Raw genomic sequence first — 24,764 nt, forward strand, 5'->3', positions numbered from 1 at the left:
GTAAAATAATTTTAATGTCATTAAAGGATGTGGATTATATATGATGATGATTATAATCATGTTGATACTAAGTTACCTCATTGGTGCATTTCCAAGTGGCTATGTAATAGGGAAATTATTTTATAAAAAAGATATCAGACAATTTGGTAGTGGCAACACTGGCGCGACAAATAGCTTTAGAGTATTAGGTAAACCAGCAGGATTCCTAGTTACTTTCTTAGACATATTTAAAGGTTTCATTGTTGTCTTCTTCCCACTATGGTTACCTGTCAGTGCAGAAGGTCCTATTAGTTCATTTTTCACAAATGGATTAATCGTTGGTGCTTTCGCAATTTTAGGTCATGTATATCCAGTTTACCTTGGATTCAAAGGCGGTAAAGCCGTTGCTACAAGTGCTGGCGTTATACTCGGTATGAATCCTATCTTATTAATTATATTAGCAGCTATTTTCTTTATAATATTGAAGTTAACAAAATATGTTTCGCTTTCAAGTATTATTGCGTCAATCTGTTGTCTTATTGGTGCTGTACTCATTCGAGACATCATCTTGGTTATCGTCAGCATCGGTGTGGTTGTATTACTAATCATTAGACACCGTTCTAATATTGTAAGAATATTCAAAGGTGAAGAACCTAAAATAAAATGGATGTAACTATTACACAAGTCACTATGTAAACAATCAAGTAATTAAAAAAAGCTAGAGGACATCATTGTCTCCAGCTTTTTATTTTTAGCTTAAGACCCCTAACATCCACATACGAAGAAGTAATTTCTCCGATCACTTTAAAACATCATTACTTCTATTATACTACTAATGTAGCGCTTTAACATAGATTTTCGCTATTTCACATTTGTCTAAATTGTTTTTAAATAATTTTCTAATAATTTATGCTATAATATCTTTAGTATTACTCAAAACGGGTAATGTATATAATACTAATTTTTTAGATTAGTGACTAACTATCATAAGTTAAGCACTTGTGAACCGAAAGGAGACTTTTATTATGGAAATAGAACTTTCAAATAATGCAGTGTCTTGGTTTAAAGAGGAACTTGAATTACCCGAAGGTGACAAAGTCTTACAATTTTTCGTTCGTTATGGTGGAGAATTCCAGTTAAAACAAGGATTTAGCCCTGCCTTTAGCGTAGACAAAAAAGATGAAGTTGAAATTGGTTACGAAAACAATTACGAAGGTTTAGACGTTGTAATCGCTGAAAAAGATTTATGGTATTTCAAAGATGATAATTTATTCATCGATATAAATGATAGCGTTGACGAGATTTCATACACTACAAAATAATATATAGTTAAATTATTTTGAACATAAGTTAATGTACAATAGTGTTGATTATTATCTTTCTTCTATATAATATTGCTTACACAATTGTATTGAAACTATTAGATTCAAATGATTTACTATTAGTATAATTAAACAAGGTTTCGAGATAAAGCATTAAAGTTAAATAAGAAAAAGGATGATTTCTATTAAATACTATAGAAATCATCCTTTTTTATTTGTCTTGTCATATATCATTTCATTAATACTTAACCCAAAACGTTATTAAACTAAATACCTTATACAAGCTCTAACGTTTCGCCTGCTTTATTTCTTTGATCAATATCTAGATAAGCTGTGTGCCACTCTGGGAAATACTTGTCTAGTCTAATAGGCTTAAAGTCTTCTTTTTTAATACAGGTTAAAGTAGTAGACCCTGTAGTCGCTAGCTCGCCTACTTCATTAAAAATTTCATAACGATAGACATATCTCAACCTAGAATATTTATCTACCCAAGTCTTAATTGTTACCTTTTCTGGATAAGTGATAGATTTAATATATTTAATGTCTATATCTGTTACAGGTGAGATAATACCCGCATCTTCCATGTCTTTATAACTGAAGCCTAATTTAGAGATATAATCTGTACGTGCGACTTCGAACCAAGTAGGATAATTACCATGATAAATCACTCCCATTTGGTCAGTCTCTTGATAACGTGATTCTATTTTTGTCATACTGTAAATCATTTTACGTCCTCTTTTCAAATACACATAGTCAATTATTACACATTAAATATTAACATAAAAAAGGGAGCAGGACAGAAATCAACGTTTGATCTCATTTTCCCACCCCCACAAGACTGATTAGATAAAGAAATACAAGTGCTTAAGCTCTTGAATAAGAACTTAAAACAAGTGAATTTATATATCAGACAGTTACTGTGTAATCTTTAAGTTATTAATTACTAGCTAATTTTTTTCTTAGTACAAGTTGTAAGATACCACCATGACGGTAATAATCCATTTCCACATTGGAATCAAAACGTGCAACTGCTTCAAATTCAATGACTTTACCATTTTCTTTTTTAGCTTGCACTTTAACTAAATCATGAGGTTTAACATTTTCATCAATATCAACTGAAATAACTTCAGTTCCATCGATGCCTAAACTTTCTGAAGACTCTCCGTCTTTAAATTGTAAAGGTAATACACCCATCATAACTAAGTTTGAACGGTGAATACGTTCGTAACTTTGAGCAATAACTGTTTTAACACCTAATAGATTTGTACCTTTAGCTGCCCAGTCACGTGAAGAACCCATGCCGTAGTCATTACCTGCTAATACTACTAAACCAGTGCCATCTTCTTTATATTTCATTGCTGCATCGTATATTGGCATTTGTTCACCTGTTGGCCAATATGTTGTGAACCCGCCTTCTGTACCTGGAGCCAATTCGTTTTTAATACGAATATTAGCAAAAGTACCACGGACCATAACTTCATGGTTACCACGACGTGAACCATATGAGTTAAATTGACGAATTGGAACATCGTGATCCAATAAGTATTTACCTGCTGGTGTGTCTTTACCAATAGCACCTGCTGGCGAAATATGGTCAGTTGTTACTGAATCTCCAAATTTACCCATAACACGTAAGTTCTTAAGTGATTCAATTGTTCCTGGCTCTTTAGATAAGCCTTGGAAGAATGAAGGGTTTTGAATGTAAGTAGATTCAGAATCGAAGTCATATAATGGTTTATCTGTAACATCGATTTCGTTCCACATTTCATTATTGTTGAATACCGTTGCATATTCTTCTTTGAACAATTCAGGTGTAACGACATTATCTACAGTATCAGAAACTTCTTTAATTGTAGGCCAAATGTCTTTTAGATATACATCTTCGCCATCTTTGCCTTTCCCTAGAGGTTCATTTTGTAAATCGATATTTACTGTACCTGCTAAAGCATAAGCAACAACTAATTGTGGTGAAGCTAAGTAGTTACCTTTAACTAAAGGATGGATACGTCCTTCAAAGTTACGGTTACCTGATAATACAGATGTAACTAATAAATCTTCTTCTGCTATAGCTTTTTCAATTTCTTCTAGTAATGGACCAGAGTTACCAATACAAGTTGTACAACCATAACCTACAAGATTGAATCCAAGTTTATCAAGATAATCATTTAATCCTGAATCATTTAAATAACCTGTTACAACTTTTGAACCAGGCGCTAATGAAGTTTTAACATATTCTGGAACTTCTAAACCTTTTTCAACTGCTTTTTTAGCAACAAGTCCAGCACCTAACATTACATATGGGTTAGAAGTGTTTGTACATGATGTAATCGCAGCAATAGCTAAGTCACCAGTTTTCATTTTTGTACTTGAACCGTCTTTAAATTCAATATCAACAGTTTTATCAAATTCGCTTTCATCAAATCCGTGCCCTTGGTTACCTGCTGGTGCAGTAACTGATTTTTGGAATTCAGATTTCATATCACTTAAGGCAATTAAATCTTGAGGACGTTTTGGTCCTGCTAATGAAGCTTCAACAGTTGATAAATCTAATTCAACAACTTGAGTATATTCTGGTTCTTCTTCTACGGTGAAGAACATGCTGTTTTCTTGTAAATATTTTTTTACAAGTTGGATTTGATCCTCAGAACGACCTGTTAAGCGCATATATTTTAATGCTTCTTCATCGACTGGGAAGAAACCACAAGTCGCACCATATTCTGGAGCCATATTTGCGATTGTTGCACGGTCTGCTAATGGTAAATGTTGTACACCTGGACCAAAGAATTCCACAAACTTGCCAACTACGCCTTGTTTACGTAACTCTTGAGTCACTCGTAAAGCTAAATCTGTTGCTGTTGCACCTTGTGGTAATGAGTTAGATAATCTAACACCAATTACTTCAGGTATTGGGAAGTATGAAGGTTGACCAAGCATTCCGGCTTCAGCTTCGATACCACCTACGCCCCAACCTAATACACCAAGACCATTAATCATTGTCGTATGTGAGTCGGTGCCAACTAATGTGTCAGGAAATGCTACTGTTTCACCATCTACTTCACGAGCATGAACAACATTTGCTAAATACTCTAAGTTAACTTGGTGAACGATACCAGTTGCTGGTGGCACTGCACTGTAGTTGTTAAATGCTTTAGTAGCCCAATTTAAAAATTGATAACGTTCGTAGTTTCTTTCAAACTCTAATTTCATATTACGTTCTAATGCATCTGGATTTGCATAACTATCAACCTGAACCGAGTGGTCAATAACTAAATCTACTGGTACTTCTGGATTGATTTTATCCAAATCTCCACCTACATCATTCATTGCTTTACGTAATGATGCTAAGTCTACAACAGCAGGAACCCCTGTGAAATCTTGTAGAATAACACGTGAAGGTTTAAATGGTACTTCGCCTTCTGTGCCTTTAGTGAAATCAGATAATGCTTTGATGTGTTCATCCGTGATTACAAAGCCATCTTCTTGTCTTAAAACAGACTCTAGTAATACTCTTATTGAGTACGGTAATTTTGATACTTTCGTTAAACCTTGTTCTTCTAACGTGTTTAAATCATAAAACGTATATGATTTTCCGTTAAGCTCAAACGATTTTTTCGCTTGTTGTTTGATATTAGAAGCCATAAAAATCCCCCTTGAAATTTATATTGATTATATGCCGTTATCTGAATTGTATAATTAAATGCAACTTAAAACAACTACATAAGACTAGAAAACTATATAATTTAGATTTGATTTTTCAATCAGCATGTATAAGTATAACTTATCTCTCTGTGATTGTGTAATAAGTTAATGTTATCAATTGAGAATCATTATCAGCTATATTTAATTATATATACATTTCTTTTTACTATTTTACATAGTTCTATTTACTTATATTTTTTATTTATATTAAATACTTTAACATTAGCTGCTCATACCCCATACTTAATCTTTTTGCGCACAAAAAAAACTGAGGATCCATTAGGATTCCCCAGTTTTTTCACATTATTTTTCGTTTTTTTCATTGTCTCTTAATGGTTTACGTCTTTCAATAATGTCATCTTCATAATCGTCTTCTTGATGTTGTACATAATCTTGCAATCTATGTTTGTTAGGTGCCAATGTTAAGCCTAAGAACTTACGCTCTTTGTTCGCATCTTTGTAGAATGAAACCATCATCATTATAACTACAAAGGAGAACGGTAAGGCACTTATAATGGCGGCACTCTGAATCGCATTCAGCGCTTGTGCGCCATCACCACCACCAGCAAATAATAATACGAAAGCAATTAATGACTGTGCAATACCCCAAGTGACTTTAACGTAATTCGAAGGATTTAATGAACCATATGTTGTTTGCATTCCTAATACAAATGTCGCTGAGTCAGCTGATGTAATAAAGAATGAAGCAATTAATACCAATGCAATTATTGATAATATAATGCCCATAGGTATTTCGTTAAATACAGCAAAGAGTTGTGTTTCTACAGTCATGTCGAATATTTCAGGATTTTTCTTACCAGTTTCAATACCTAGTACACCAAATACACTGAACCAAACGAAACTTACTAATGCAGGTACTAAGAGCACACCTGCGATAAATTCGCGGATAGAACGTCCTTTAGATACACGTGCAATAAATATACCTACGAATGGACTCCAGCTTAACCACCAGCCCCAATAGTAAAGTGTCCAACTAGACATCCATTCATTTTTTTGAGGGTTTAAAGCTGCTGTATCAAATGAATTAAATAGGAATGTATTCAATAGACTACCTGTTGAACTTGTCATCATATTTAAAATTAATACCGTTGGCCCAATAATTAGTACAGCTACCATCAATATTAAACCTAAACTAATATTTAGGTTACTTAAATATTGGATACCTTTACTTAATCCAGACCAAGCACTGATCAGGAATAATATTGTTACAACTAATATGATAAGTCCTTGTATCCATATATTAGTTGGGACGCCAAATAAGTAATTCAAACCGCCATTGATTTGTAATGCACCCATACCAAGTGATACGGCCACACCTACAACAGTAGCAAATACTGCTAATACATCAATCATTGTCCCGATAGGACCTTCTACTTTATCACCTAAGATAGGACGTAAAGTTCTAGAAATAAGTCCTGGTTCACCTTTTCTAAATTGAGCATAAGCAAGCGCTAATGCTACTACGCCATAAATTGCCCATGCGTGGAATCCCCAGTGGAAGAATGTTGCGCGTAAACCTTCAGTATACGCTTCAGTTGTTTTTGGATCTGCAGTTGGTGGGGCAGCAAAGTTAGCCATTGGTTCAGCCGCACCATAGAATACAAGCCCAATCCCCATACCAGCACTAAATAACATTGCAAACCATGAAATCGTATTAAATTCTGGCTTGTCATTTGGTTTACCTAGTTTCAGTTTACCAATAGGACTAAATATTAGGAAAACACAGAAGAAAACAATGAGCGTTGTAAGTATTAAATAATACCATCCAAGTTTGTCCGTTATCCATAGTTTGATTGTATTCGTAACAGTGTCAAACTGTTCTGGTAGAAATGCACCAATAAGTACTACAATCGCTACGATAATCCCACTATAGATAAAAACTGGAGATATCTTCTTACCGCTAGGTTGGTTGTTAGAAGAATTCATAAATAATAACTCCCTTTCTCATCTTATTTAATTTTTAAAAAACCTAAATAGAAAAATTACAATAAATTCTATTTTTATCTTTCGCCATGTCTTAGAATAACAAACCCCCGTGTTAATATCAAATTTAGTTAAAAAAACTATTCTCTTTATTTAAAACTTATTGTATAATAAAATTTATATTTAATTAAGAGGTGTTATATAATGTTAAAGGAATTTAAAGAATTTGCATTAAAAGGTAATGTCTTAGATTTAGCAGTAGCTGTAGTTATGGGTGCAGCTTTCAACAAAATTGTTACAGCACTAGTTGCATACATTATCATGCCTCTAATTGGTTTGATTTTCGGAACTGTTGACTTTGCAAAAAGTTGGACGTTTATGGGTATCGAATATGGTATGTTCGTACAATCAATCATAGATTTCATTATCATCGCTTTTGCATTGTTCATATTTGTTAAAATTGCAAATACATTAATGAAACCTGAAGAAGACGAAGTCGAAGAAAACACTGTATTACTAACAGAAATTCGCGATTTACTACGTGAAAAAAATTAATTAAACTAGCCTTAGACATTTGATGTTTATTGCTTTTAAATACCAACAAAATCTATCGATTCCGTTGGTATTTTTTATGCCTATTTTTGCGTATAATCTTAAAACTGTAAACTTAATTTAGCTTTTTATTATAAAATAAGTGTTTCAATAAAAAATGATATAAACAAACCAACCAATTGTTATATAATCAATCGGTTGGTTTGTTTAATTATTGCCTTTTAAATTGTGTTGTACTTTGATATTGCTCTGTACTAACTTCAAGTATTAACGGTATTCTTTGCTTAAGTTCACTTACGTGAGAAATAATACCTACCATTCTCCCTGTAGATTTCAAACTCAGTAATGTATCTAACGCTGTTTCTAATGTTTCTTGATCTAATGTTCCGAATCCTTCATCTACAAACATTGAATCTAAAGCAATTCCTCCAGATTCTTGTTGAACTACTTCACTAAGTCCTAATGCTAAGGCTAATGATGCTTGGAAAGTTTCTCCACCAGATAGTGATGAAATATGTCGAGATTGATTCGAATGCGAATCAAAGACGTCTATTTCAAGTCCACTGTAACCCTGTGATATTTGTTCTCTTCTTGTTAATTGATAGCGTTGCCCTGTCATCAATGCTAAACGTTGATTGGCTTGAGCAAGAATTCGTTCCAAGTAGTAAATTAATACATAGTTTTCTAAAGTTAACTTTTGATCATTTTTACCTGACAAGATTTCCGCTAATTGAAACACTTCTTGCTGTGCTTTCAATTCCTTTTCTAATTTTTCTATAATTGTATTAATTTCATTGATTTTCTTCTGATTAAAATCAATCTTATATTCGTGTTGGCTTAATTCCGTAGCTATCTCGTCTAATACTTGTTGTTTTTGTTGATGAATTTCTTTTAAATGTTGGCTATCTTGGAGTTTTTTATTTTTAGTTTCCTCACTGAGTTGCGAAATAACTAATTCCAAAGATTGTTTCTCTTTATTGTAAGTATTAATCTCCGCTTCAATTTTATCTTTATCTGCTATTTTAACTATCGTTGCTTTCACCTGCTCAAATTTTGTGAAGCCAATTCTATCCATTTCCTCATCTATCTTCAGATTCATATTTTCCAATTCATTTTTTAATTCTTTTAGGCTTGATTCTATATATGCTTTACTATTTTTTTCAATAGACAGTTGTTGGTTACTATTTAGAATATTTTGTTCTAATTTATAACAAACATCGTCATATTCTTTTATCTTTTCTAAATTACTTTCATAAACTTTCACAAACTTAGCAACATTATCAAATTCGGTGTTATATTCGAAGTCATTTATAGCAATGTCATTTTCTCTTAAAGTATGTTGCTTATTTTTCATATCTAATTCAAGCGTATGATAACTTTGTTCGTTTTTTTGTAATTGCTCTTTTAATTGATTAATCTCTTCATTTTCTTTTTCTAAGTTCTCTTTTTCAACATATTTATGATCAATACGCTTTTCAAGTTCATGATAATTCGTATTATTAAGCTCTTCTTGAGAAAATTTTTCTATTTGTTCATTCAAATAGTTCAATTCACTTTCACATTTTATCTTTTTCTCTTTTATATTTTTATGTTGTTCTTCTATTGCAGTTAACGCTTGATGTCTTTCCGTAAGTTCATCAAAGTCTAAATGTTGCTCAATTGAATGTACTTCATTTCCACAAACTGGACATATATCACCTGAATTTAATGCTGATTGAACTTTTGCAATAATATCCTTTTTATTGTTTAAATCTATATTTGTTTTGTCTATTTTAGAATATTTGTCATCTAATTGTTGAAGCTGCAAGTGAAATTTTTCTATATCTCTTAACTTCTGTTTTTTTCTGTTTTGCAAGCTTTCAAATTCAATTTTTTTGAGTTCATTCTGTTTTAACTCTTTGATTTCATTATTTAAATTGAAAATTTGTGAATTAAGCAATTCGACTTTTTTATAATCACTCTTACGATGGTTTAACTTCTTAGCGAGATCATCCAGTAGTTGCTTTTGTGTTTTAACCTTTTCTTCAAGTGTTTCGTAAGCTTTATTTATTGTTTCACGTTGATGATATGCCTCTCGATATTTACTTGCTTTATCATAAAACAACTTACATTTTTCTACATACTTTCTAAAACCTTCTAATATATCCGAAGTCTGTAAATGTTTTTCGAGTTGTTTTTTATTTTCATGTGCCTTATCTTTGAGTGTATTAATCGAATTTTGTTTTTCTTCGATATCTTTTATTGATTTTTCTTTTTTTAAAGATAGCGTTTCTTTAGACTCTAGCAAATTGGCTAACGGTCTTACTTCATAAATTTCATTTAATAGTTTTATTTTCTTCTTGATTTCGTCATCGTTTAAAAGTAACTGTTCATATTGCTGTTGTTTCTCTTCAAGCTGAGTTAATGCTTCTTCAAGTTTTAAATTATGATTTAAATTATTTTCTGCCGAAGTCACTTCAGCTTTATATTTACTCTTTTTTTCTTTTATTTCCTGTTGTATTTTTCGTGCTTTTTCTTTAAATTCAGGTAATACTTCCATAATTCGATTTGTTTGTCTAGCATTGATTGTTTTATATTCAGTTAATATTTCATCATCAAATGTTTCAATGTCATGCCAATTATTTTCTAATATATTGAATCTCTTTTCAATTTGTTCTCTAACTTCTTTTACATCGTTACTCAAGTGTTTCTGTATTTCTTCAAAACGCTGACTATTAAAAAGTGTTCTTAAAATTTCTTGCTTCTCTGAGCTTTTAGATAGTAAAAATCGCTTAAATTCACCTTGAGGTAATATGAAAAGTTGTCTGAATTGCTCAGCGTTTACGCCTAATAAATCTCTGATAAATTGATTACCCGTATTTATTTTACTCTCTCTGAGATTATACTCATCGTCTTCGTATTGGTATATGGCTAACTGGCCTAGTGTTTTATTTTTATTACCTTCTTTAATAAATGCGCCTTGTCTCACAATTTTAAAAATATGATCTCTTAGCTTAAATTCAAATTCTACAGTCATAGGGGTCTTACTATCTGCAAAATGACTCCTTAAATCACTCTCTTTTCTATCTTTAGTAGACGCTTCACCAAAAAGCGCATACACAATTGCGTCAAAAACCATTGTCTTACCTGATCCAGTTTTACCACTGATTAAAAAAAGTTGATTATCTTTTACGTTATTAAAATCTATCACTTCTTTTAAGAAAGGTCCGAAATTATTTAAATTTAATGTTAAAGGTCTCATTTATTCAGACCCTCCTTCTAGTAAATCATTTAACACCTTAGCTACAGTTTTTCTTTGAGTTTGTGTTAGTTCTTCATCAGTAATATTTTTATAGAATTTATCAATTATCGTTTCATCATCTAATTTTTGAATTTCATAGTTATCTTGATGAATATGTGCGCTAAAATCAAAAGTCTGGTTTGTAAGTGCTAATGTATTAGGATAAATTTGTTTTAAATGTACCATTGGATCACTGACATGAGACATATGCTTTAATTTGAAATGTAAATAATTATCTTTACCCTTTACCTTTAATTTTTCTTGTATCGCATCTTCGTAATCGCCTTCTATAACTTCTAATTGTCTTAAAGGCGCAATCGGTATGAACTTCTCTTTGATTGTATCTTCCTTAATTTCAATGATTCTATATCCTTTAGGTTGATTCACTTCAGAAAAAGAATACTGAAGTATTGACCCACTATAGCTTATAAAATCAGAATCTATGCTAAACGGATGGTGTAGATGACCCAGCATAACTCTATCAAACTGTTGAAACGAGTCAGCTTCTACAGATTCGACTGTCCCTATAGATAAAGGTCTCTCTGATTCTGAACGCACACCACCTTGAACAGTTAAGTGACCGATAAGAATATTGGTATTATTCTTATTTATATTATTACTCATATATTCAATAGATTTACTTAAAGCTTGTTGGTAAGTTTCTATCGTATTATCTTTTAAAAAGTGTTGAGTTTCATTAATTGTTGCAAACGGTAACGTATAAAAATCTACATTTCCAATTGAAATAGGTATATTTATGTCTTCAAGTTTTGTACGTATATATAAATTTGACTTTTCAAACCACTTGGAACCATAGTTCAATCGTTCTTTACTATCATGATTACCGCTTATCATAATGATCGGAATGCCCATCTCTAGATTCAAAGTATCAATTGTACTTTCTAATAATTGGATGGCATCTTTATTCGGATAACTCGTATCATATAAATCACCTGCAATTACTATGACATCCGGTTGTTCATTGTCCATCGCTTCTATAAAACGATTTAAAATATATGCTTGGTCTTCTAATAATGATTTACCATTTAAAATTCTGCCTAAATGCCAATCGGCTGTATGTATTACTTTCATTTTTACACCTCTAATAGAACGTTTGTTCGTATTTATATAATATAATATTTTTACCACTAAGACAAGTATAAACATAATGGTATTAAACCGTTTCTCCTTTTCTTCAACTACTGCTAATAAAACAATTGAGGCTGAGACATGTATGTATGCCCCAGCCTCTCCAAACTATTGAATTAATGTGCTTTTAAGCTTTTTATATTTATATAACATTGCTAAGCGCCAAGGAACAATCATAGAAAAACCAAGTAAGAAAAACATGCCACCAATTTCTCCTGGATCTATTTTATTGCTAATAAATATTTTAAGTAATGTACGTATTAACAGTAGTGAAATAAGAATGATAGGAAAAGCTTTAGAGCGCTTCATATATATTTCACTGCCCTGAGTTTCAAATTTAGATGTCCATATTAAAATTGTAGAAAACGCTATGCCTAAAATAATACATTCTACAATTTCAAGACCAGTTAATCTAAAATATGGAACAACATACATTAAAGCACCTGTTGCCATAAAAAATGGGGGTAATATAATTTTCTTTTCATTAACTGGAAAATTTTGCGCTTTCATTCGCACAAAGATAGCACCTAGTCCCATTATAAAAGCGAAAATTATAGAAATTACTAAATATAACACACTTACACCTTCTTTAAATTTCTATAAGATGATATTTACTTTCGATAGTATATCACTTAACAAAATATTAATCAGCATTTTTAATTCGTTTTCAACTATTTTATCGTTTCTAACATTACATAGTATATATTAGCATTTTTAAATTAAGTAATTAACAACTATCTATATCTTTTCCTTCTACAAATAATAAATTTCTTATACTAACATATATGCGAAGAATATAAATTTATACTATTGTTCCTTTTTTATTCTTGGGAAAAGTGAAGTGCTATGACTAAAGCTTTGTGAAACAAAAAAATATAAAACATACACCATAAAAAATGCCAACAAAGTCGTTAAGACTTTGTCGACAATGTGAATGAACCTTGGTAAAGGTTAATTCTATCATTTTTGCTCTATTACACATGCGAATTAACACATGCTGATAATGCATCATTTAGTGTATATCTAAGATAATTCATATCATGAGTTTGCATTGCATTATGATATTTCTTAAAAGCTTCATCGTTCGGAAAGTTAATGTGCATATTAGCTAGACGATCTAATACTTCTCTGTCTTCCATGTCATAAGCATCCTTCACTTATCGATACCTCCCTTATATATATACAATTATAACAAAAATCATATCACAATCAAATATTTTCTGAATATTTGAAATATAATACTTACATTTTACTCATTGAATACTCTAGAGTTTGCGACTTAAAAACTTTTATAATACTATCCTTCACTTTGAAAAATATTTAATATGTCTAAGTATTTAATACATTAACCTTATTGCTAAAAAATAAAGGTTCAAACCAATTCACTTATTGGCTCGAACCTTTTATAAAACATTATTTTGTTTTTTTCATTTGGTCTTGTTGATTTTTGTTCATCATCGTCATCATTTGACCCGAACATTAACAAATACTTTAAAATCAACACTTTAAGTTTAAATATTTAAAATCTTTGAATGGCGTAATGACGGGCTTTTAAAACTTATTTTAAAAGTTTTGTTGCCAATCTGTTGCCACTAGGTATTTAACCTATCGCTTTTATGCGTTCGTATGATTAACTAGATAAAAGAACAAACATTCTCTTTTTTGATTAAAATAACGTTATCCGTTACGAATAATCAGTACCTAAAGATAAAAAGAAAACAATTATAAAAGTTGCTGTTGGTAATCCAAAAAATATAATACCGGCTATAATTTGCATAATATTGTTTTCTATTGCCATTAACGGCGCAACTGCATACATAACGACAAACAACATTATCAAAGTAACTATAATTGCCACAACTAAACTAATACCAATTTGCGACAATATACCACCTATCACAAACACCACTTACACCCCTTTTAAAGTCGTTCCTTGTTTTTACTATATAATGGAAAGAATACGTTATTAATAAGATTTAAAAATTAAAAATGAGACAGTTAACACTGTCTCATTCCCTTAATAAATAATTATAGAATCATAAGCAAATAGGATTAATCTATAATATTGATTGAGCTGTTTAGTCAATGTTTGGAGAACAACGACTAGTCTTAAATTAACATAAATTATTATTATTTTAAATACCTTTGACAAAACATTTTACGATTTTAATTAACTGAAAGTATATACTTTATCTTCTTTATTTTGATAATATATAAATTAACATAAATATATTGAATTGAGGTGTTTAATATCAAACACTATATGACTTTAATTTCTGCTTTGTTAACACTTTTTGCTTATTTCATTCCAATTCTATCATTTAACAAAGTACTTAATGGGGAACTTTATTTTTATAATGGAATGCTACTCCTAATTATTATAATGTTAATAAATATTTTTTCTATTATACATGGAGACCGTATAATTAACAGTTTACTTTTATTTTTTAGTTTTATAGCAACATTAATTTTCTCTTTTCCTATTTGGAATTCTCTGATTTTAAATAATTATTTAGCCACAAATATTAGCAATATTTTTATTCTATAGATATATACTAAAAGTTTTTACGTTATAAAATAAAAAAGAAATATATTTTTTATATTTCTTCTTTATTATTTGAGAGGTCGAAAGAAATTGTGTTATTTGAGTTCATTTTAGAGCTTATATTAAAAAATAATCTTTTTGCATTTGCGGTTTCTTCATTAATTTTAAATACTAACTTAAAATCTCTTACATTATTTTCTTTTACAATACCAATCGAAGTTAGTTTTAAATAATCATTATTTATTTCGTTTGATAAGTTGGCTGGTTGTATTTTGGGAAATACATTTTCAACATCGTTACTTACATTAAATTGTTTGGTATCTAAAAGATATTCTTCCTTACTATAATTCGATACCCTAATGTTAATGTTTAAATATTTTTTACTCCGCTCGTTCAAATTTATATCAGACACACTTTCTTTTGTTATTTCTATATTTTTTACTTTGTATCCTATACCATTAAGCTTAATTTCATTATTAGTGTCATAAATGGAATTTTGTAAATAAGAAGGTGGTACGTATTCATTTTGCTTATTGAGTACATATATTAGTGATAGAACCCCAACTATATATATAGCTATAAACAAAAAAGCTAAAACTTTTTTAAGATAATTACACCCTCCCTTGAAGAATTTTCATTTCAATAAAAAGCTCTGTACATATGTAATTATAACTATGATACACCTATGATAATATATGAATATCGAAACTTTTCTTTTTTTATGAATAAATTTTCATTATAATATCTTATAATGAATGAAATTAAAAAAGGAGTTTAAAATTTTATGAATTTAAATGCAAACGATTTACTAATTTTACATAAAATTGTTACCCGAACGGTTGACGAAGGACCTTATTATTCGTCGTATTTAGAGGATAATAACATTGATATTCAAAAGTCGATAGATAAACTAATTGATAAGAAAATTCTAGTAAAAGATAATACTTTAGAAATTAATCTTAATAAAATTAAGAACACAAAATTATCAGAACTACTAAAGAACGCTGGGTTAAAAGTAGCTGGTAATAAGAATGAACTTGTTTCTCGTATAATTGACAACATAGATAACATAAAAGCGTCAAACGAAGTTTTCGAGTTACCTTTAGTATACACTGCTACAGAAAAAGGCAATCAGTTATTACATGAAACAAAGTACATACCACATTTTGAAAACAACGATATAAGTCTACCACTTGCGCATAAAATAGCTAAAAATTATATAAGTAGTTCTTCAGAAGATAAGGTTATAGCTATCTATAACTACGAAATTAAACGTTTATACGAACTCAACCCTTACAATTATGATTTACAGAGAACATATGAAGCGTTAGGTAACTACTATTTTAGACAAAAAAGCGATAGTGAAAATGCAATATTATATTATCATTTATCTTATTCTATTAATATAAACGAAACTTTTGAAGATTTAAAGTCCTCTTCCTATTTTTATTATGATTTAGAAGGTAATTTTGAGAAGGATAGATTAAAACGCAAGTTAACTTCTTATTCTTATTATGAGATGTTAGAAATTTATAACCAATTAATTTTTATTGATGAATTATCAAACGAAAGGATACATAATTTGTTCGTGGAAGATATAAGTAATTATTATCCTCTGGAAGAAGAACTATCAAGGAACTTAATTGATTACTTAATAGCTATTATTAAAAAAGAAAATGAAAATGAAAAACTAGCATTCTCTAATATACTTGAATATATATATGAAAAAGGAATTATAGATAAAAAAGAAGTGGAAGAACATTTTAATTATATGTATAGTCTTGAATATTCGGAAGATGATGAGGAAGAAGATGAGGTCACTTTTAAAACTAGCCTCAATAAATTAATTGATAAAAATTTAGATATTGAAGTAGAAATTGATATAGATACCGGCGAGTTATTTTTATTTTTGGGAGAAAATGACGTTAAAGCTTTAACTGAAGAAGAATACGAAAATTAAAATACAATAAAAGACCTAGAAATTAAATTAGTGTAAATCAAAAAAAGGGGCAAAACGCATAAGCGTTTGCCCCTTTTTATATATTTCTATTATCAAACTAAATTAAAAACGTGGGTAGGTCCAAGAAAACCTACCCACGTTTCCAGTCTGGAGAACTACCAAACTATCTTAAAAACAGAATATCAACACAAATATTATATTATCATCATTAAGTTTATTTTAAAAATCAAATGTAGTAAAAAGCGACAAGCAAAATAAATTTACTTGTCGCTTAACATCAAACTTACTTTGTAATAACGCCTTACAAACTCTCTAACTATGTTTTATCATAATTAAAATATTTCTACAACTCGCAAGCGTTCATACCATACCCAACCGTTGTTTGAAGATGAATAAACTCTTGCCCAACCTTCTAATATCTCAAATATATAAAATTGGTCGTAATCGGCACTGTAACTTTCATTTGTTAAGTTCCAATCGTAATTATTCTCATTACCTGTGCGTTTAGTAATAGTAGCGCCGTAACTATCAACACGACCTCTAAAGTAAGCACTATCAGACCAATTTAAGTTGCTTGGTGGAATTGAACCAATCGCTAAATCCCCTAATACGTTATCATATGCACTTAAATTATCGTGTAGCTCATTACCACCAGCCGGTTTATATACTTTGTTTATGCGTAACCTTTCATACCAAACGAAACCGTCGTTATCCGGTGAATAAACTCTTGCCCAACCGTCACGAATTTCATATATATATAAGTCCTCATAACCGGCGTTGTATTGTTCATTAGTAGGAACCATTACATTATTGTGGTTCGGTCTACAGATTGAAACACCTTCGCTGTCTACCGTTGCTCTAAAGTATGGTTGGTTAGACCAAGTTAATTTTTTAGGTGGTACATTGCCCACTTTAAGCGTTGTACCTTTCTTAACTTCTTTTATTGGTTCCGGCGTAATGTCTGTTAAGTCTACATCTTCATCTACGAAATCGGGAACAATGAAGTGTGTTAATCCGTCGTAATTATCTGTTCTTAACATTGCCGGGCTATTTGCTAACGTGTCATAGTTTTGTTCTAAGATAACAAATGATTCAGTGCCTCCGCTGTTGTCCCAAACTAAACCAGTATGACCCCATTTTTTATAAATGCCCTCGGTAAATACTGCAATAGTACCGATAGGTGGCACATAATCCGGTGTGTTTTCAACAAGTTTCCACCCTTTAGGTAAAGCAACCCATGTTAAATCTTTTGCATTACCCCATATTCTGTAGCCGTTTGTTACATGGTCTGCATAGTCTACGATTAAGTCCATACATTGAAAGGCAAATCGTTTATCAAAATCAACAAATTGACCTTTGAGGCTGTGCATATACTCTATAGCCTCTTTGTAGTCTACGTTAGTATGTGGGCTTTCTGTTGGTTTTTCTTTCGTTGTTTCTGATAATTCTTTTGAAGGTTCACTGTCACTTTCTTCATCTACGCCATTAATATATTCAGCGATAATTTTATCTAAATTACTAACGTCACGACCATAACCGGCATGTTCCAATAGGTTGCCGGGGTCTACTTTACCTACTTGAATATCTTGGTGTCCCGGTAATTCTGTTTTGTAATCTATATTCCAATAGTTACATAGATAAGCTACGACACGTGCTAAATTGTCTAATGATTTTTGAGAACGTGATTTATCTGTGAAATATGAACCTTCGACACCGAAAGCCCCGTCGTTAGCGTCTACACCGTACATTTGATTATCAGCACTTGCGCCATATAGTACATGCCATGCTTTCTCGGTAACCGGTATGCACACTACACATTCTTTATCATCTACAAATATATGAGCGCTTGCCACGATAGACCAATCTATATTGTATGAGTTCTTGTAATAATCTATATTGTTTTGTGCTGTTGTATCTTTATTGCCTGTATCGTGTGCTACTGCGAATTTTGGTTTACCTGTAGTTAAAGGTTGTCCGCTACGTCTTGTTCCAATTGGCAACCAGTCATAACGTACCGGAACGCCATTCCATTTTTCTTGTGCCATTTATAAAACCTCCATTAAATTTTTATATATAAAAACCGACTAAATGAATAGCCGATTAATCATTAATTATTTAATATTGCCCCCACCTTGTTTTTGGTGGTTGTCTTTTGTATTACCACTGCGTTGTTTACCTGTTTCCCATAATCCAGTAGCCATTAGACCACTAATAACACCACCTAAAATACGTGCGCCAACTGATAATTCAGAAAAGATTTCCGGAATGAATACCGATATACCACCGATTAGACCACCTATCATGATTGATATTAACGGTATAATATTTTTAGGTATTGCACCGGTTTGTTTAACGCCTTGTATGATTCCAATTGTTAACACTGAAATGATTGTTGCAAAAGTTATGATTTGTTCCATTTATAAAACCTCCGTCAAATTAGATAAAATTTAAAAAAGGTCACTACCTTTATAGGTAATAACCTTTATGATTAGTTAAATGCCAAGTAATACTAGACCACAATGTACGCCATATAATATACAAGAACCCCAATCTAAAAACATGCTTAACACCTCCCTTTACTACATAAATAGAGCGTTTAAACTTGAAGTAATAACGAATATAATAACTAATGCCACAAGCCCCCACAATGCACCTAACAACCATTTTTGAAGGTCTATAGAACGTGCCTCGTTCTTTTGAGCCTGTTCTGTTTGTGCTTGTGATTGGTAATAGATTTTATTTAGCAAATCATTTTGTTGGTTGTTTGTTTCAAATAATGAGCTGTGACTTTCTTCTTGTTTTTTGGTTAAACTGTCGATTTTGTCGTCTATCGTCCAATATTTCGCCTTTAAATCTTCAATTTCTGTTTCTAAAGTTGAAATTCTGTTCTTAACTTCTTTTAGTTGGTCGCTTTCAAGTTGCACACCTAAACACAACCCCTTTCTAATCTATGATGTTAATTTAAATTATTGTGTCGATGTACTTTCTGTAGTGTCGTTATCAATATTCTCTCCTGTTTCATTAAATAAAGTACGTGTTATATTTTCTTCTGCGTAATAAACAACGCTCGGTTCTCCAAACATTTCGTTCATGCTGTTTTGTAATTGACAAGCCGATTTCACTTTGTCTACAGTATCGAATTTATAAGCATTAAATGTATTTGTCGTACGTGAAAAGGCGCTACCGTTATATACTTTTTGCATTGGATATTCTTTGCCCGTTTCTTTATCTACTTCCACCAAATAAAATGATTGTTCTTTACGTTCTAGCATAATAATTCACTCCTAATAAAAATTTTTATAATAAAAAGAAGCTAACGATTTAATCGCTAACTTCTTGTGATTCGCTTAACTCTTTAAATTTTTCGTTTTGCTCTTGGATAATCGCTTTTAACATTGCGTTTTCTTTCGTTAATCTTGCGTTTTCATCTACTAGGTAATTAACCATGTAGTCTGAATTAGGTTTGTGTTGTTCATTTTGATTATTTTGCATTTATTAATTCCTCCAATTTTTTCAACCGTTCTTCTTGGTCGTCCATTCTTTTTTCTTGTTCTTCAATAATTCTACTTTGTTCTTTTATTTTTTCGTCTTGTTCATCTTTTGCTTGGGCTAATTCTTGGATTGCCTTTAAAGACCATGATAACATTTCGTAATTATCTACGCCGTCCCTGTGTACCCATTCTATAGGTGTTTCACGTTCAATAACTACACCTCTATGGTTACGTACGTAATCGCTACCTCTTTCTTCTTCACGTTTAAATGAATACAATTGTAAATCATTCTTAATCACATCTAATACTTCATAATCCCATTTTTGAATGTCATATTTGTATTTTTCAGATGAAGTAGCATACCAATTTTTAAATCTAATATCTTGATATTCAGGATTGCCACCGTTATAACCCTTGATGCCGGTAACTCGTAATTCTCCATGTACACAAGCATATAAATTAGTGTTTTTAGTAATCCAATCGCCTTGTAAACCTTCAGCGTAAAAATAACCACTTCCCATGTCGCCATTATCATTAGTGGCGTACACAACTGGTTGGCTTTTACTAAATCTGATACCGGAACCCATTTTGGTGCCGGAACCTGTTATGTTACCGTATTTTATTACGCCGTCTGTTGCGTCAGCTGTCGGATTAAGCTTAACGTAAAATTGAAATTCGTTTACGCCAACACGCGAATTTGAATATGGTCTAAGGTATACAGAGTATTTATTACTACCAATGTTTACTGTGTCGTCTGCCTCAATAACCATTCGGTTTGAATCAGCTCTTAATGCCACAACACCTAAACCGGATTGCAATGTAACACCTCTTGTATCGCTATCGTAAGTGTAATCAAAAAATTCTAATGTTCCAGATGCGTTTCGTGGGTCGCCGTCAAGATATGTTGAAATACCAAAATCTGAAATATAAATAGAACGGTCAAAATCGTTATTTCTAAACCTTAAATGACCGTCTTTAAATCTAGTAAACACATTGTTGGTATCTGTTGAATTTTGCCACGTTCTTGTATAAGTACCATGTAATTCGATAGTGTCGTTTTTTAAATTTAAGTATTCGTTGCTGTCGCCACCTCTAATACCTAAATTATTAACGTCAATATCTAAACCTTCGGGCGATAAGTTTAAACGGTTAATAATGTTGTCTTGGTCTACTTTGTTATCTACATCTTGCGCAATTACTTGAAAGTCTTTGTTTACTGTAATATCTACGCTATCGCCTTTGATTGTCACACCGTCATTACCAACGTTAAAACTTGTTATCTTACCGTTTTCATCAAACGTATATGTTAAACCGTTTGTGGTGTCTTGTGTGAGTGTTGAAACCACTTGTGATAATGTTTTATTACTTTCGTTAAACTCGGTTAAACTAACTCGGTCTTGTATCTGTTTTCCGTTTTGCGTTATTGATGTTTCCATTTCGTTCAATCGTGTATCGGCTTGTTCCGGTGCCTCGGCGTAATCGCCGGCTTTATTACCTTCAACTAACATTGCATTTTTAATAACAAAGTCTTTTGTTGGGTCTGTCATTCCGGCAAGCCCTTTGTAAAGATACATCTTTTCGCTTTTTGCTTTCGCTGTAAATGTTGCAATTACTTTATTATCTACAACCGATACATCTTTTCTTTCGCCTTCTGGGGCATATGGTAAATAACTAACACGATTTATCGGTTCTCCGGACAAATCATAAATTTCATAAGACAGTGTGTATTCATCGCCTACGGTTAATGGTCTAGTAATTTCATATTCAATGTGAAGTTCTGTATCTTCTACACCTATAAAATCATCACGTTCATTAGTGTTTAACATTAAGTTACGTGTACCAATGTTAAGGTTCTGATATTCGGTTAACGTTACTCTATCATTGATTTCATTACTTAATTGTTGGCGTTCTGTTTCGGCGCTATCCAAACGACTTACCACGTTTTCTTGGTCTGCTGTATATTTGCTTTCTGATACTTTGCTGTTGATTTCATCAGCTTGTATGCCTAATTGCGCTGTGTTGTCTTGCACTTTTGATTCAACTTCGCCAAGCTGTTGTGTAACTGTTGTTTTATCGGCTTTTAAATTAATATTATCTTTCATTAATTTAATTTCTGTATCTTGTTCTACAACAGATGCACCAATACTACTAATATCATTTTTAAAATCTTCGGGCGCCGGTGTGTAATCTGTAGCCACTGTGCCTTTTTCAATTTTTAAATTAGTAATTCTAATTGTGTCACTTTCTGATACTTCGACAGTTTGTGTTGTATCTGTCGTTGTATCGTCTGTCGTGCCGTCTGTCGTGCCGTCTGTCGTGCCGTCCGTCGTTGTATCTGTCGTTGTGCCGTCTGTTGTTGTTGTATCTTGTGTAGGCTCTTGAGTGCTTGTTGTATCGTCTGTTGTCGTTTCGGTTGTGTTTGTGTCTGTTGTTGTGTTTTGTTCGTCTGTGGTAGGCTGTGTGGTTTCTGTGGTGTCTTTTGTATCATTGTTCGTTGTATCATCAACAATTACGCTACCTCTAAACAAATTAGAATAACCTATTAAAGCATAATCGCCGGTTTTCATTTCAAATGTTTCTGAAATATGTTCGGTATAACCTATTTCACGTGGCATTTCTTTTCTTGAACGCATTACATAATCATTTGTCGCTCTATCAAAAAGAATTAATCCAGTAGATAACATTGTAGGTTCTAACTGTTGGTCTACGTCTGTTAATCCGATAACTTCAACATCGTATGAAATGGTATATTTTTCTTCCGGTTTCAATTTCTGATTAATATATTCACTTGAATAAAGGTTGTCGCCCCAATCGGAAAACTCAAAACCTTGTGTGCTTTCAATATATGATTTAACCAAACCGTTATATTGGTCTGCATAACTTACTAATAAGTTTCGTGCGCCTATTTCTAAGCCGTCCACTTGTTCTTGAACACTTGAAACACTTGCGCTTAATTCTTCTTTTGTTGCTGTAATATCGGTGTTAATCTTATCTACTAAATTATCGTTAAGCGTTTTTATTTCGCCGTCTACATAAGCATTAACGGTTGTTTTTAAATCTGTTAGTTGGTCTTGATTTGGTATATCTGCTAACAATTGACCTGTTTCACTGTTCCATTCCCCATTGGGTAGTGTATTTGCTACTTCCGTCATTGCATCGTTAAATTTTTCTTCGGTGTATTGTTGTTGTAATAATTTTATACGCTCGTCAATGCTTATTTTAGCGTTTTGTACGCTATCATTTAGTTTCTGTAGGTTTTCCCTATAGTTTTGGAACATTGCTTGTGTATCAATCAATTTACCGATTGTAGCCGTATCTTTATCCATGCTATCTAAATTAGTTTTGATTTGATTAAATACAACGCTAACGCTATCTAAATCTGTTTGTACTTGTTCTTTTAATTCGGTATCAACTAAATATTGACTATTAATAACGTCGTATACATCAGTTTGTAGCATTGAGTGTTGTAACTGCAAATCTTCAAATGTGCTTACTAATTCATTGTAAATTGTTTCTTCCCTTGTCATACCACCTAATTGTTGTACGTCACTTGCTGTTTGGTTGTGCCATTCGCCGTTTCTGTATCTTCTTAATACTGCAACGTCCGGATTGCTTGTGTCGTACCATAACATGTCGTCAACGGGGTTTGTGGGTGGTTCGGGCTGTTTAACAATCTTTTGTTCGTAATATTTTTCTGTATATTCTGCCGTTTCTTGTAGTTGGGTATTAAGGTTTGTAATATCATCATTTAATTTTTCTCTTATTTCTTGTAAGCGTTGTCTAAAGAATTGTGTCAAATCTTCTTCGTTATATCTGATAACTTTACCAAATGAATAAACACTTTCTTTTCCTAGCAAGTCGTATTCTTCGCCGATAACTTCCGCCTCTAAATATAACGGTGGGTTAAAGTCTGTGTCCTTAACTCTAATTGTATCGCCAATTGATGTTGATTCATGTTGATGTAAATAATCAATATCTAACGATGAAATTTCATAGGTAACACTTGCTGTTTTGATTTTATCTAATTCGTTTTCGCCTAACGCTTTTAATCGACTTTCTGTTATATCGCTGTCTTGTGATTCCGGTTTGTATACGTCCCATATATAACGTTGAGGTAATCCAAATTGTTCTTGTGCTTGGTCGTCTGTAACGATAACCTCGGTTGTGTTTCCGTCGTTATCTTCGGGACCTACAACCATTAAAGCCGTTTTAATTTCAGTGAAATCAATTTCTCTTGATAAACCTGTTAAATCTTTACCAAAAACAATTTCTTTACCTTTAAATAATCGTTTCGGTTGTTTCAATATGGCGTAACGATGTTCAACTTTATTTGAACCTAGTTCGATATAAAAATCTAATTCCATATCATAAGTAGTTTCAAGCTGTAATGCTACATCGTAAGGGGGTTTGTGTTCCGTCCATGTTGTTGTTTTTAAGCCGTTGTATTCTGTATCGGGTGCTACTTCCCAACCTGTATCACGTAACGCCTCATAAAGCGCCTGTGAAGTTGTCATATTTTCAAGTTTACCCGGCACAAATGGTTTAGCTGTGCCAATATCTTCAAGATATGATGCGTTGGTTTGTATATCTGTCAAACCGTCCATATCGTCCGAAATACCAGTAATAATAAATTCCCTGTATTGACCGTTACTATCTTTGGTAATTACTCGGTTACGTTCTCTAAACTTTTCGGCTCGGCTTGAAAGAATAGTAAAATCAAATGTTTCTTTTTTATCTTTTTGTTGCCTGTCATGAACCGCCTCAAATAATGCCCCGTCATCTTCTGAAATAAAATCTATGATTTCGCCTTTAAAATTTAATAGATGAATCAATTAAACACCTC

The 24,764-nt window shown here is 31.9% G+C and carries 19 protein-coding genes; 4 read left to right on the top strand and 15 right to left on the bottom strand.

What is annotated here, in order from left to right:
• The first annotated feature begins 43 nt into the window (after positions 1-43).
• Positions 44-652 carry a glycerol-3-phosphate 1-O-acyltransferase PlsY gene (gene plsY / locus SOJ_RS08640; protein ID WP_031265905.1) on the top strand — a complete coding sequence of 203 codons (609 nt, stop codon included), beginning with the start codon at positions 44-46 and terminating at the stop codon, positions 650-652.
• Positions 653-1,004: 352 nt separating this feature from the next.
• Positions 1,005-1,301: a HesB/YadR/YfhF family protein gene (locus SOJ_RS08645; protein WP_002507692.1), complete on the top strand. Its 297-nt coding sequence runs from the start codon at positions 1,005-1,007 to the stop codon at positions 1,299-1,301.
• 275 nt (positions 1,302-1,576) lie between these two features.
• Here SOJ_RS08645 and menI read toward each other — a convergent pair whose 3' ends face one another.
• The 3 genes from menI to SOJ_RS08660 form a co-directional block, all read right to left on the bottom strand.
• Positions 1,577-2,026 (bottom strand): 1,4-dihydroxy-2-naphthoyl-CoA hydrolase MenI, encoded by a 450-nt coding sequence (menI, locus tag SOJ_RS08650; protein WP_002507693.1) that lies wholly within the window; start codon positions 2,024-2,026, stop codon positions 1,577-1,579.
• A 211-nt stretch (positions 2,027-2,237) separates the two neighbouring features.
• A complete protein-coding gene (gene acnA / locus SOJ_RS08655) occupies positions 2,238-4,940 on the bottom strand; it encodes an aconitate hydratase AcnA (protein WP_002507694.1) in 2,703 nt (900 codons plus the stop codon).
• 363 nt (positions 4,941-5,303) lie between these two features.
• Positions 5,304-6,947: a glycine betaine uptake BCCT transporter gene (locus SOJ_RS08660; protein WP_002507695.1), complete on the bottom strand. Its 1,644-nt coding sequence runs from the start codon at positions 6,945-6,947 to the stop codon at positions 5,304-5,306.
• A gap of 201 nt (positions 6,948-7,148) precedes the next feature.
• Here SOJ_RS08660 and mscL point away from each other — a divergent pair, with 201 nt between their 5' ends.
• Entirely contained in the window at positions 7,149-7,499 is a 351-nt protein-coding gene (mscL, locus tag SOJ_RS08665; protein WP_002507696.1) for a large conductance mechanosensitive channel protein MscL, read from the top strand.
• Between the two features lie 208 nt (positions 7,500-7,707).
• Here mscL and sbcC read toward each other — a convergent pair whose 3' ends face one another.
• The 6 genes from sbcC to SOJ_RS08695 form a co-directional block, all read right to left on the bottom strand.
• A complete protein-coding gene (gene sbcC, locus SOJ_RS08670; protein ID WP_002507697.1) occupies positions 7,708-10,737 on the bottom strand; it encodes an exonuclease subunit SbcC in 3,030 nt (1,009 codons plus the stop codon).
• Positions 10,738-11,868, bottom strand: a complete 1,131-nt coding sequence (sbcD, locus tag SOJ_RS08675) for an exonuclease subunit SbcD (protein ID WP_002507698.1) — start codon at positions 11,866-11,868, stop codon at positions 10,738-10,740.
• Between the two features lie 165 nt (positions 11,869-12,033).
• Positions 12,034-12,501 carry a CcdC family protein gene (locus SOJ_RS08680; RefSeq protein WP_002507699.1) on the bottom strand — a complete coding sequence of 156 codons (468 nt, stop codon included), beginning with the start codon at positions 12,499-12,501 and terminating at the stop codon, positions 12,034-12,036.
• 398 nt (positions 12,502-12,899) lie between these two features.
• Positions 12,900-13,082 (bottom strand): hypothetical protein, encoded by a 183-nt coding sequence (locus tag SOJ_RS08685; protein ID WP_002507700.1) that lies wholly within the window; start codon positions 13,080-13,082, stop codon positions 12,900-12,902.
• 527 nt (positions 13,083-13,609) lie between these two features.
• Positions 13,610-13,831, bottom strand: a complete 222-nt coding sequence (locus SOJ_RS08690; protein WP_037539535.1) for a hypothetical protein — start codon at positions 13,829-13,831, stop codon at positions 13,610-13,612.
• A 691-nt stretch (positions 13,832-14,522) separates the two neighbouring features.
• Complete coding sequence (locus tag SOJ_RS08695) at positions 14,523-15,056, bottom strand: hypothetical protein (RefSeq protein WP_002507702.1); 534 nt, start codon at positions 15,054-15,056, stop codon at positions 14,523-14,525.
• 198 nt (positions 15,057-15,254) lie between these two features.
• On the opposite strand from SOJ_RS08695, the gene SOJ_RS08700 reads away from it, so the two are divergent.
• Positions 15,255-16,430, top strand: coding sequence for an SAP domain-containing protein (locus tag SOJ_RS08700; protein ID WP_002507703.1), 1,176 nt, complete (start codon positions 15,255-15,257; stop codon positions 16,428-16,430).
• Between the two features lie 332 nt (positions 16,431-16,762).
• Here SOJ_RS08700 and SOJ_RS08705 read toward each other — a convergent pair whose 3' ends face one another.
• The 6 genes from SOJ_RS08705 to SOJ_RS08725 all read right to left on the bottom strand — a co-directional run bounded on the left by SOJ_RS08705 (position 16,763) and on the right by SOJ_RS08725 (position 24,753).
• On the bottom strand, positions 16,763-18,475 hold the full coding sequence (locus tag SOJ_RS08705) for a peptidoglycan recognition protein family protein (protein ID WP_002507704.1): 1,713 nt from the start codon (positions 18,473-18,475) through the stop codon (positions 16,763-16,765).
• A gap of 66 nt (positions 18,476-18,541) precedes the next feature.
• A complete protein-coding gene (locus SOJ_RS08710) occupies positions 18,542-18,847 on the bottom strand; it encodes a holin (RefSeq protein WP_002507705.1) in 306 nt (101 codons plus the stop codon).
• 162 nt (positions 18,848-19,009) lie between these two features.
• Complete coding sequence (locus SOJ_RS08715; RefSeq protein ID WP_002507706.1) at positions 19,010-19,354, bottom strand: hypothetical protein; 345 nt, start codon at positions 19,352-19,354, stop codon at positions 19,010-19,012.
• Positions 19,355-19,396: 42 nt separating this feature from the next.
• Positions 19,397-19,702 (bottom strand): hypothetical protein, encoded by a 306-nt coding sequence (locus SOJ_RS08720; protein WP_002507707.1) that lies wholly within the window; start codon positions 19,700-19,702, stop codon positions 19,397-19,399.
• A 49-nt stretch (positions 19,703-19,751) separates the two neighbouring features.
• The gene (locus SOJ_RS14575) at positions 19,752-19,922 is read right to left on the bottom strand and encodes a hypothetical protein (protein ID WP_002507708.1); all 171 of its coding nucleotides are present in this window, start codon (positions 19,920-19,922) and stop codon (positions 19,752-19,754) included.
• Entirely contained in the window at positions 19,912-24,753 is a 4,842-nt protein-coding gene (locus tag SOJ_RS08725; RefSeq protein ID WP_002507709.1) for a phage tail spike protein, read from the bottom strand. Before SOJ_RS08725 ends, SOJ_RS14575 begins: the two co-directional genes overlap by 11 nt.
• Between the last annotated feature and the right edge of the window lie 11 nt (positions 24,754-24,764).

This window comes from Staphylococcus sp. OJ82 (assembly GCF_000294465.1).
In the GTDB taxonomy this organism is placed as follows: Bacteria; Bacillota; Bacilli; order Staphylococcales; family Staphylococcaceae; genus Staphylococcus; species Staphylococcus equorum.

Excerpts from the sequence above, each read along its gene's own strand:
- SOJ_RS08705 (WP_002507704.1), bottom strand. The coding sequence starts at position 18,475 with ATGGCACAAGAAAAATGGAATGGCGTTCCGGTACGTTATGACTGGTTG.
- SOJ_RS08710 (WP_002507705.1), bottom strand. The coding sequence starts at position 18,847 with ATGGAACAAATCATAACTTTTGCAACAATCATTTCAGTGTTAACAATT.
- SOJ_RS08660 (WP_002507695.1), bottom strand. The coding sequence starts at position 6,947 with ATGAATTCTTCTAACAACCAACCTAGCGGTAAGAAGATATCTCCAGTT.
- sbcC (WP_002507697.1), bottom strand. The coding sequence starts at position 10,737 with ATGAGACCTTTAACATTAAATTTAAATAATTTCGGACCTTTCTTAAAA.
- SOJ_RS08700 (WP_002507703.1), top strand. The coding sequence starts at position 15,255 with ATGAATTTAAATGCAAACGATTTACTAATTTTACATAAAATTGTTACC.
- plsY (WP_031265905.1), top strand. The coding sequence starts at position 44 with ATGATGATTATAATCATGTTGATACTAAGTTACCTCATTGGTGCATTT.
- menI (WP_002507693.1), bottom strand. The coding sequence starts at position 2,026 with ATGATTTACAGTATGACAAAAATAGAATCACGTTATCAAGAGACTGAC.
- SOJ_RS14575 (WP_002507708.1), bottom strand. The coding sequence starts at position 19,922 with ATGCAAAATAATCAAAATGAACAACACAAACCTAATTCAGACTACATG.
- mscL (WP_002507696.1), top strand. The coding sequence starts at position 7,149 with ATGTTAAAGGAATTTAAAGAATTTGCATTAAAAGGTAATGTCTTAGAT.
- SOJ_RS08720 (WP_002507707.1), bottom strand. The coding sequence starts at position 19,702 with ATGCTAGAACGTAAAGAACAATCATTTTATTTGGTGGAAGTAGATAAA.
- sbcD (WP_002507698.1), bottom strand. The coding sequence starts at position 11,868 with ATGAAAGTAATACATACAGCCGATTGGCATTTAGGCAGAATTTTAAAT.
- SOJ_RS08645 (WP_002507692.1), top strand. The coding sequence starts at position 1,005 with ATGGAAATAGAACTTTCAAATAATGCAGTGTCTTGGTTTAAAGAGGAA.
- acnA (WP_002507694.1), bottom strand. The coding sequence starts at position 4,940 with ATGGCTTCTAATATCAAACAACAAGCGAAAAAATCGTTTGAGCTTAAC.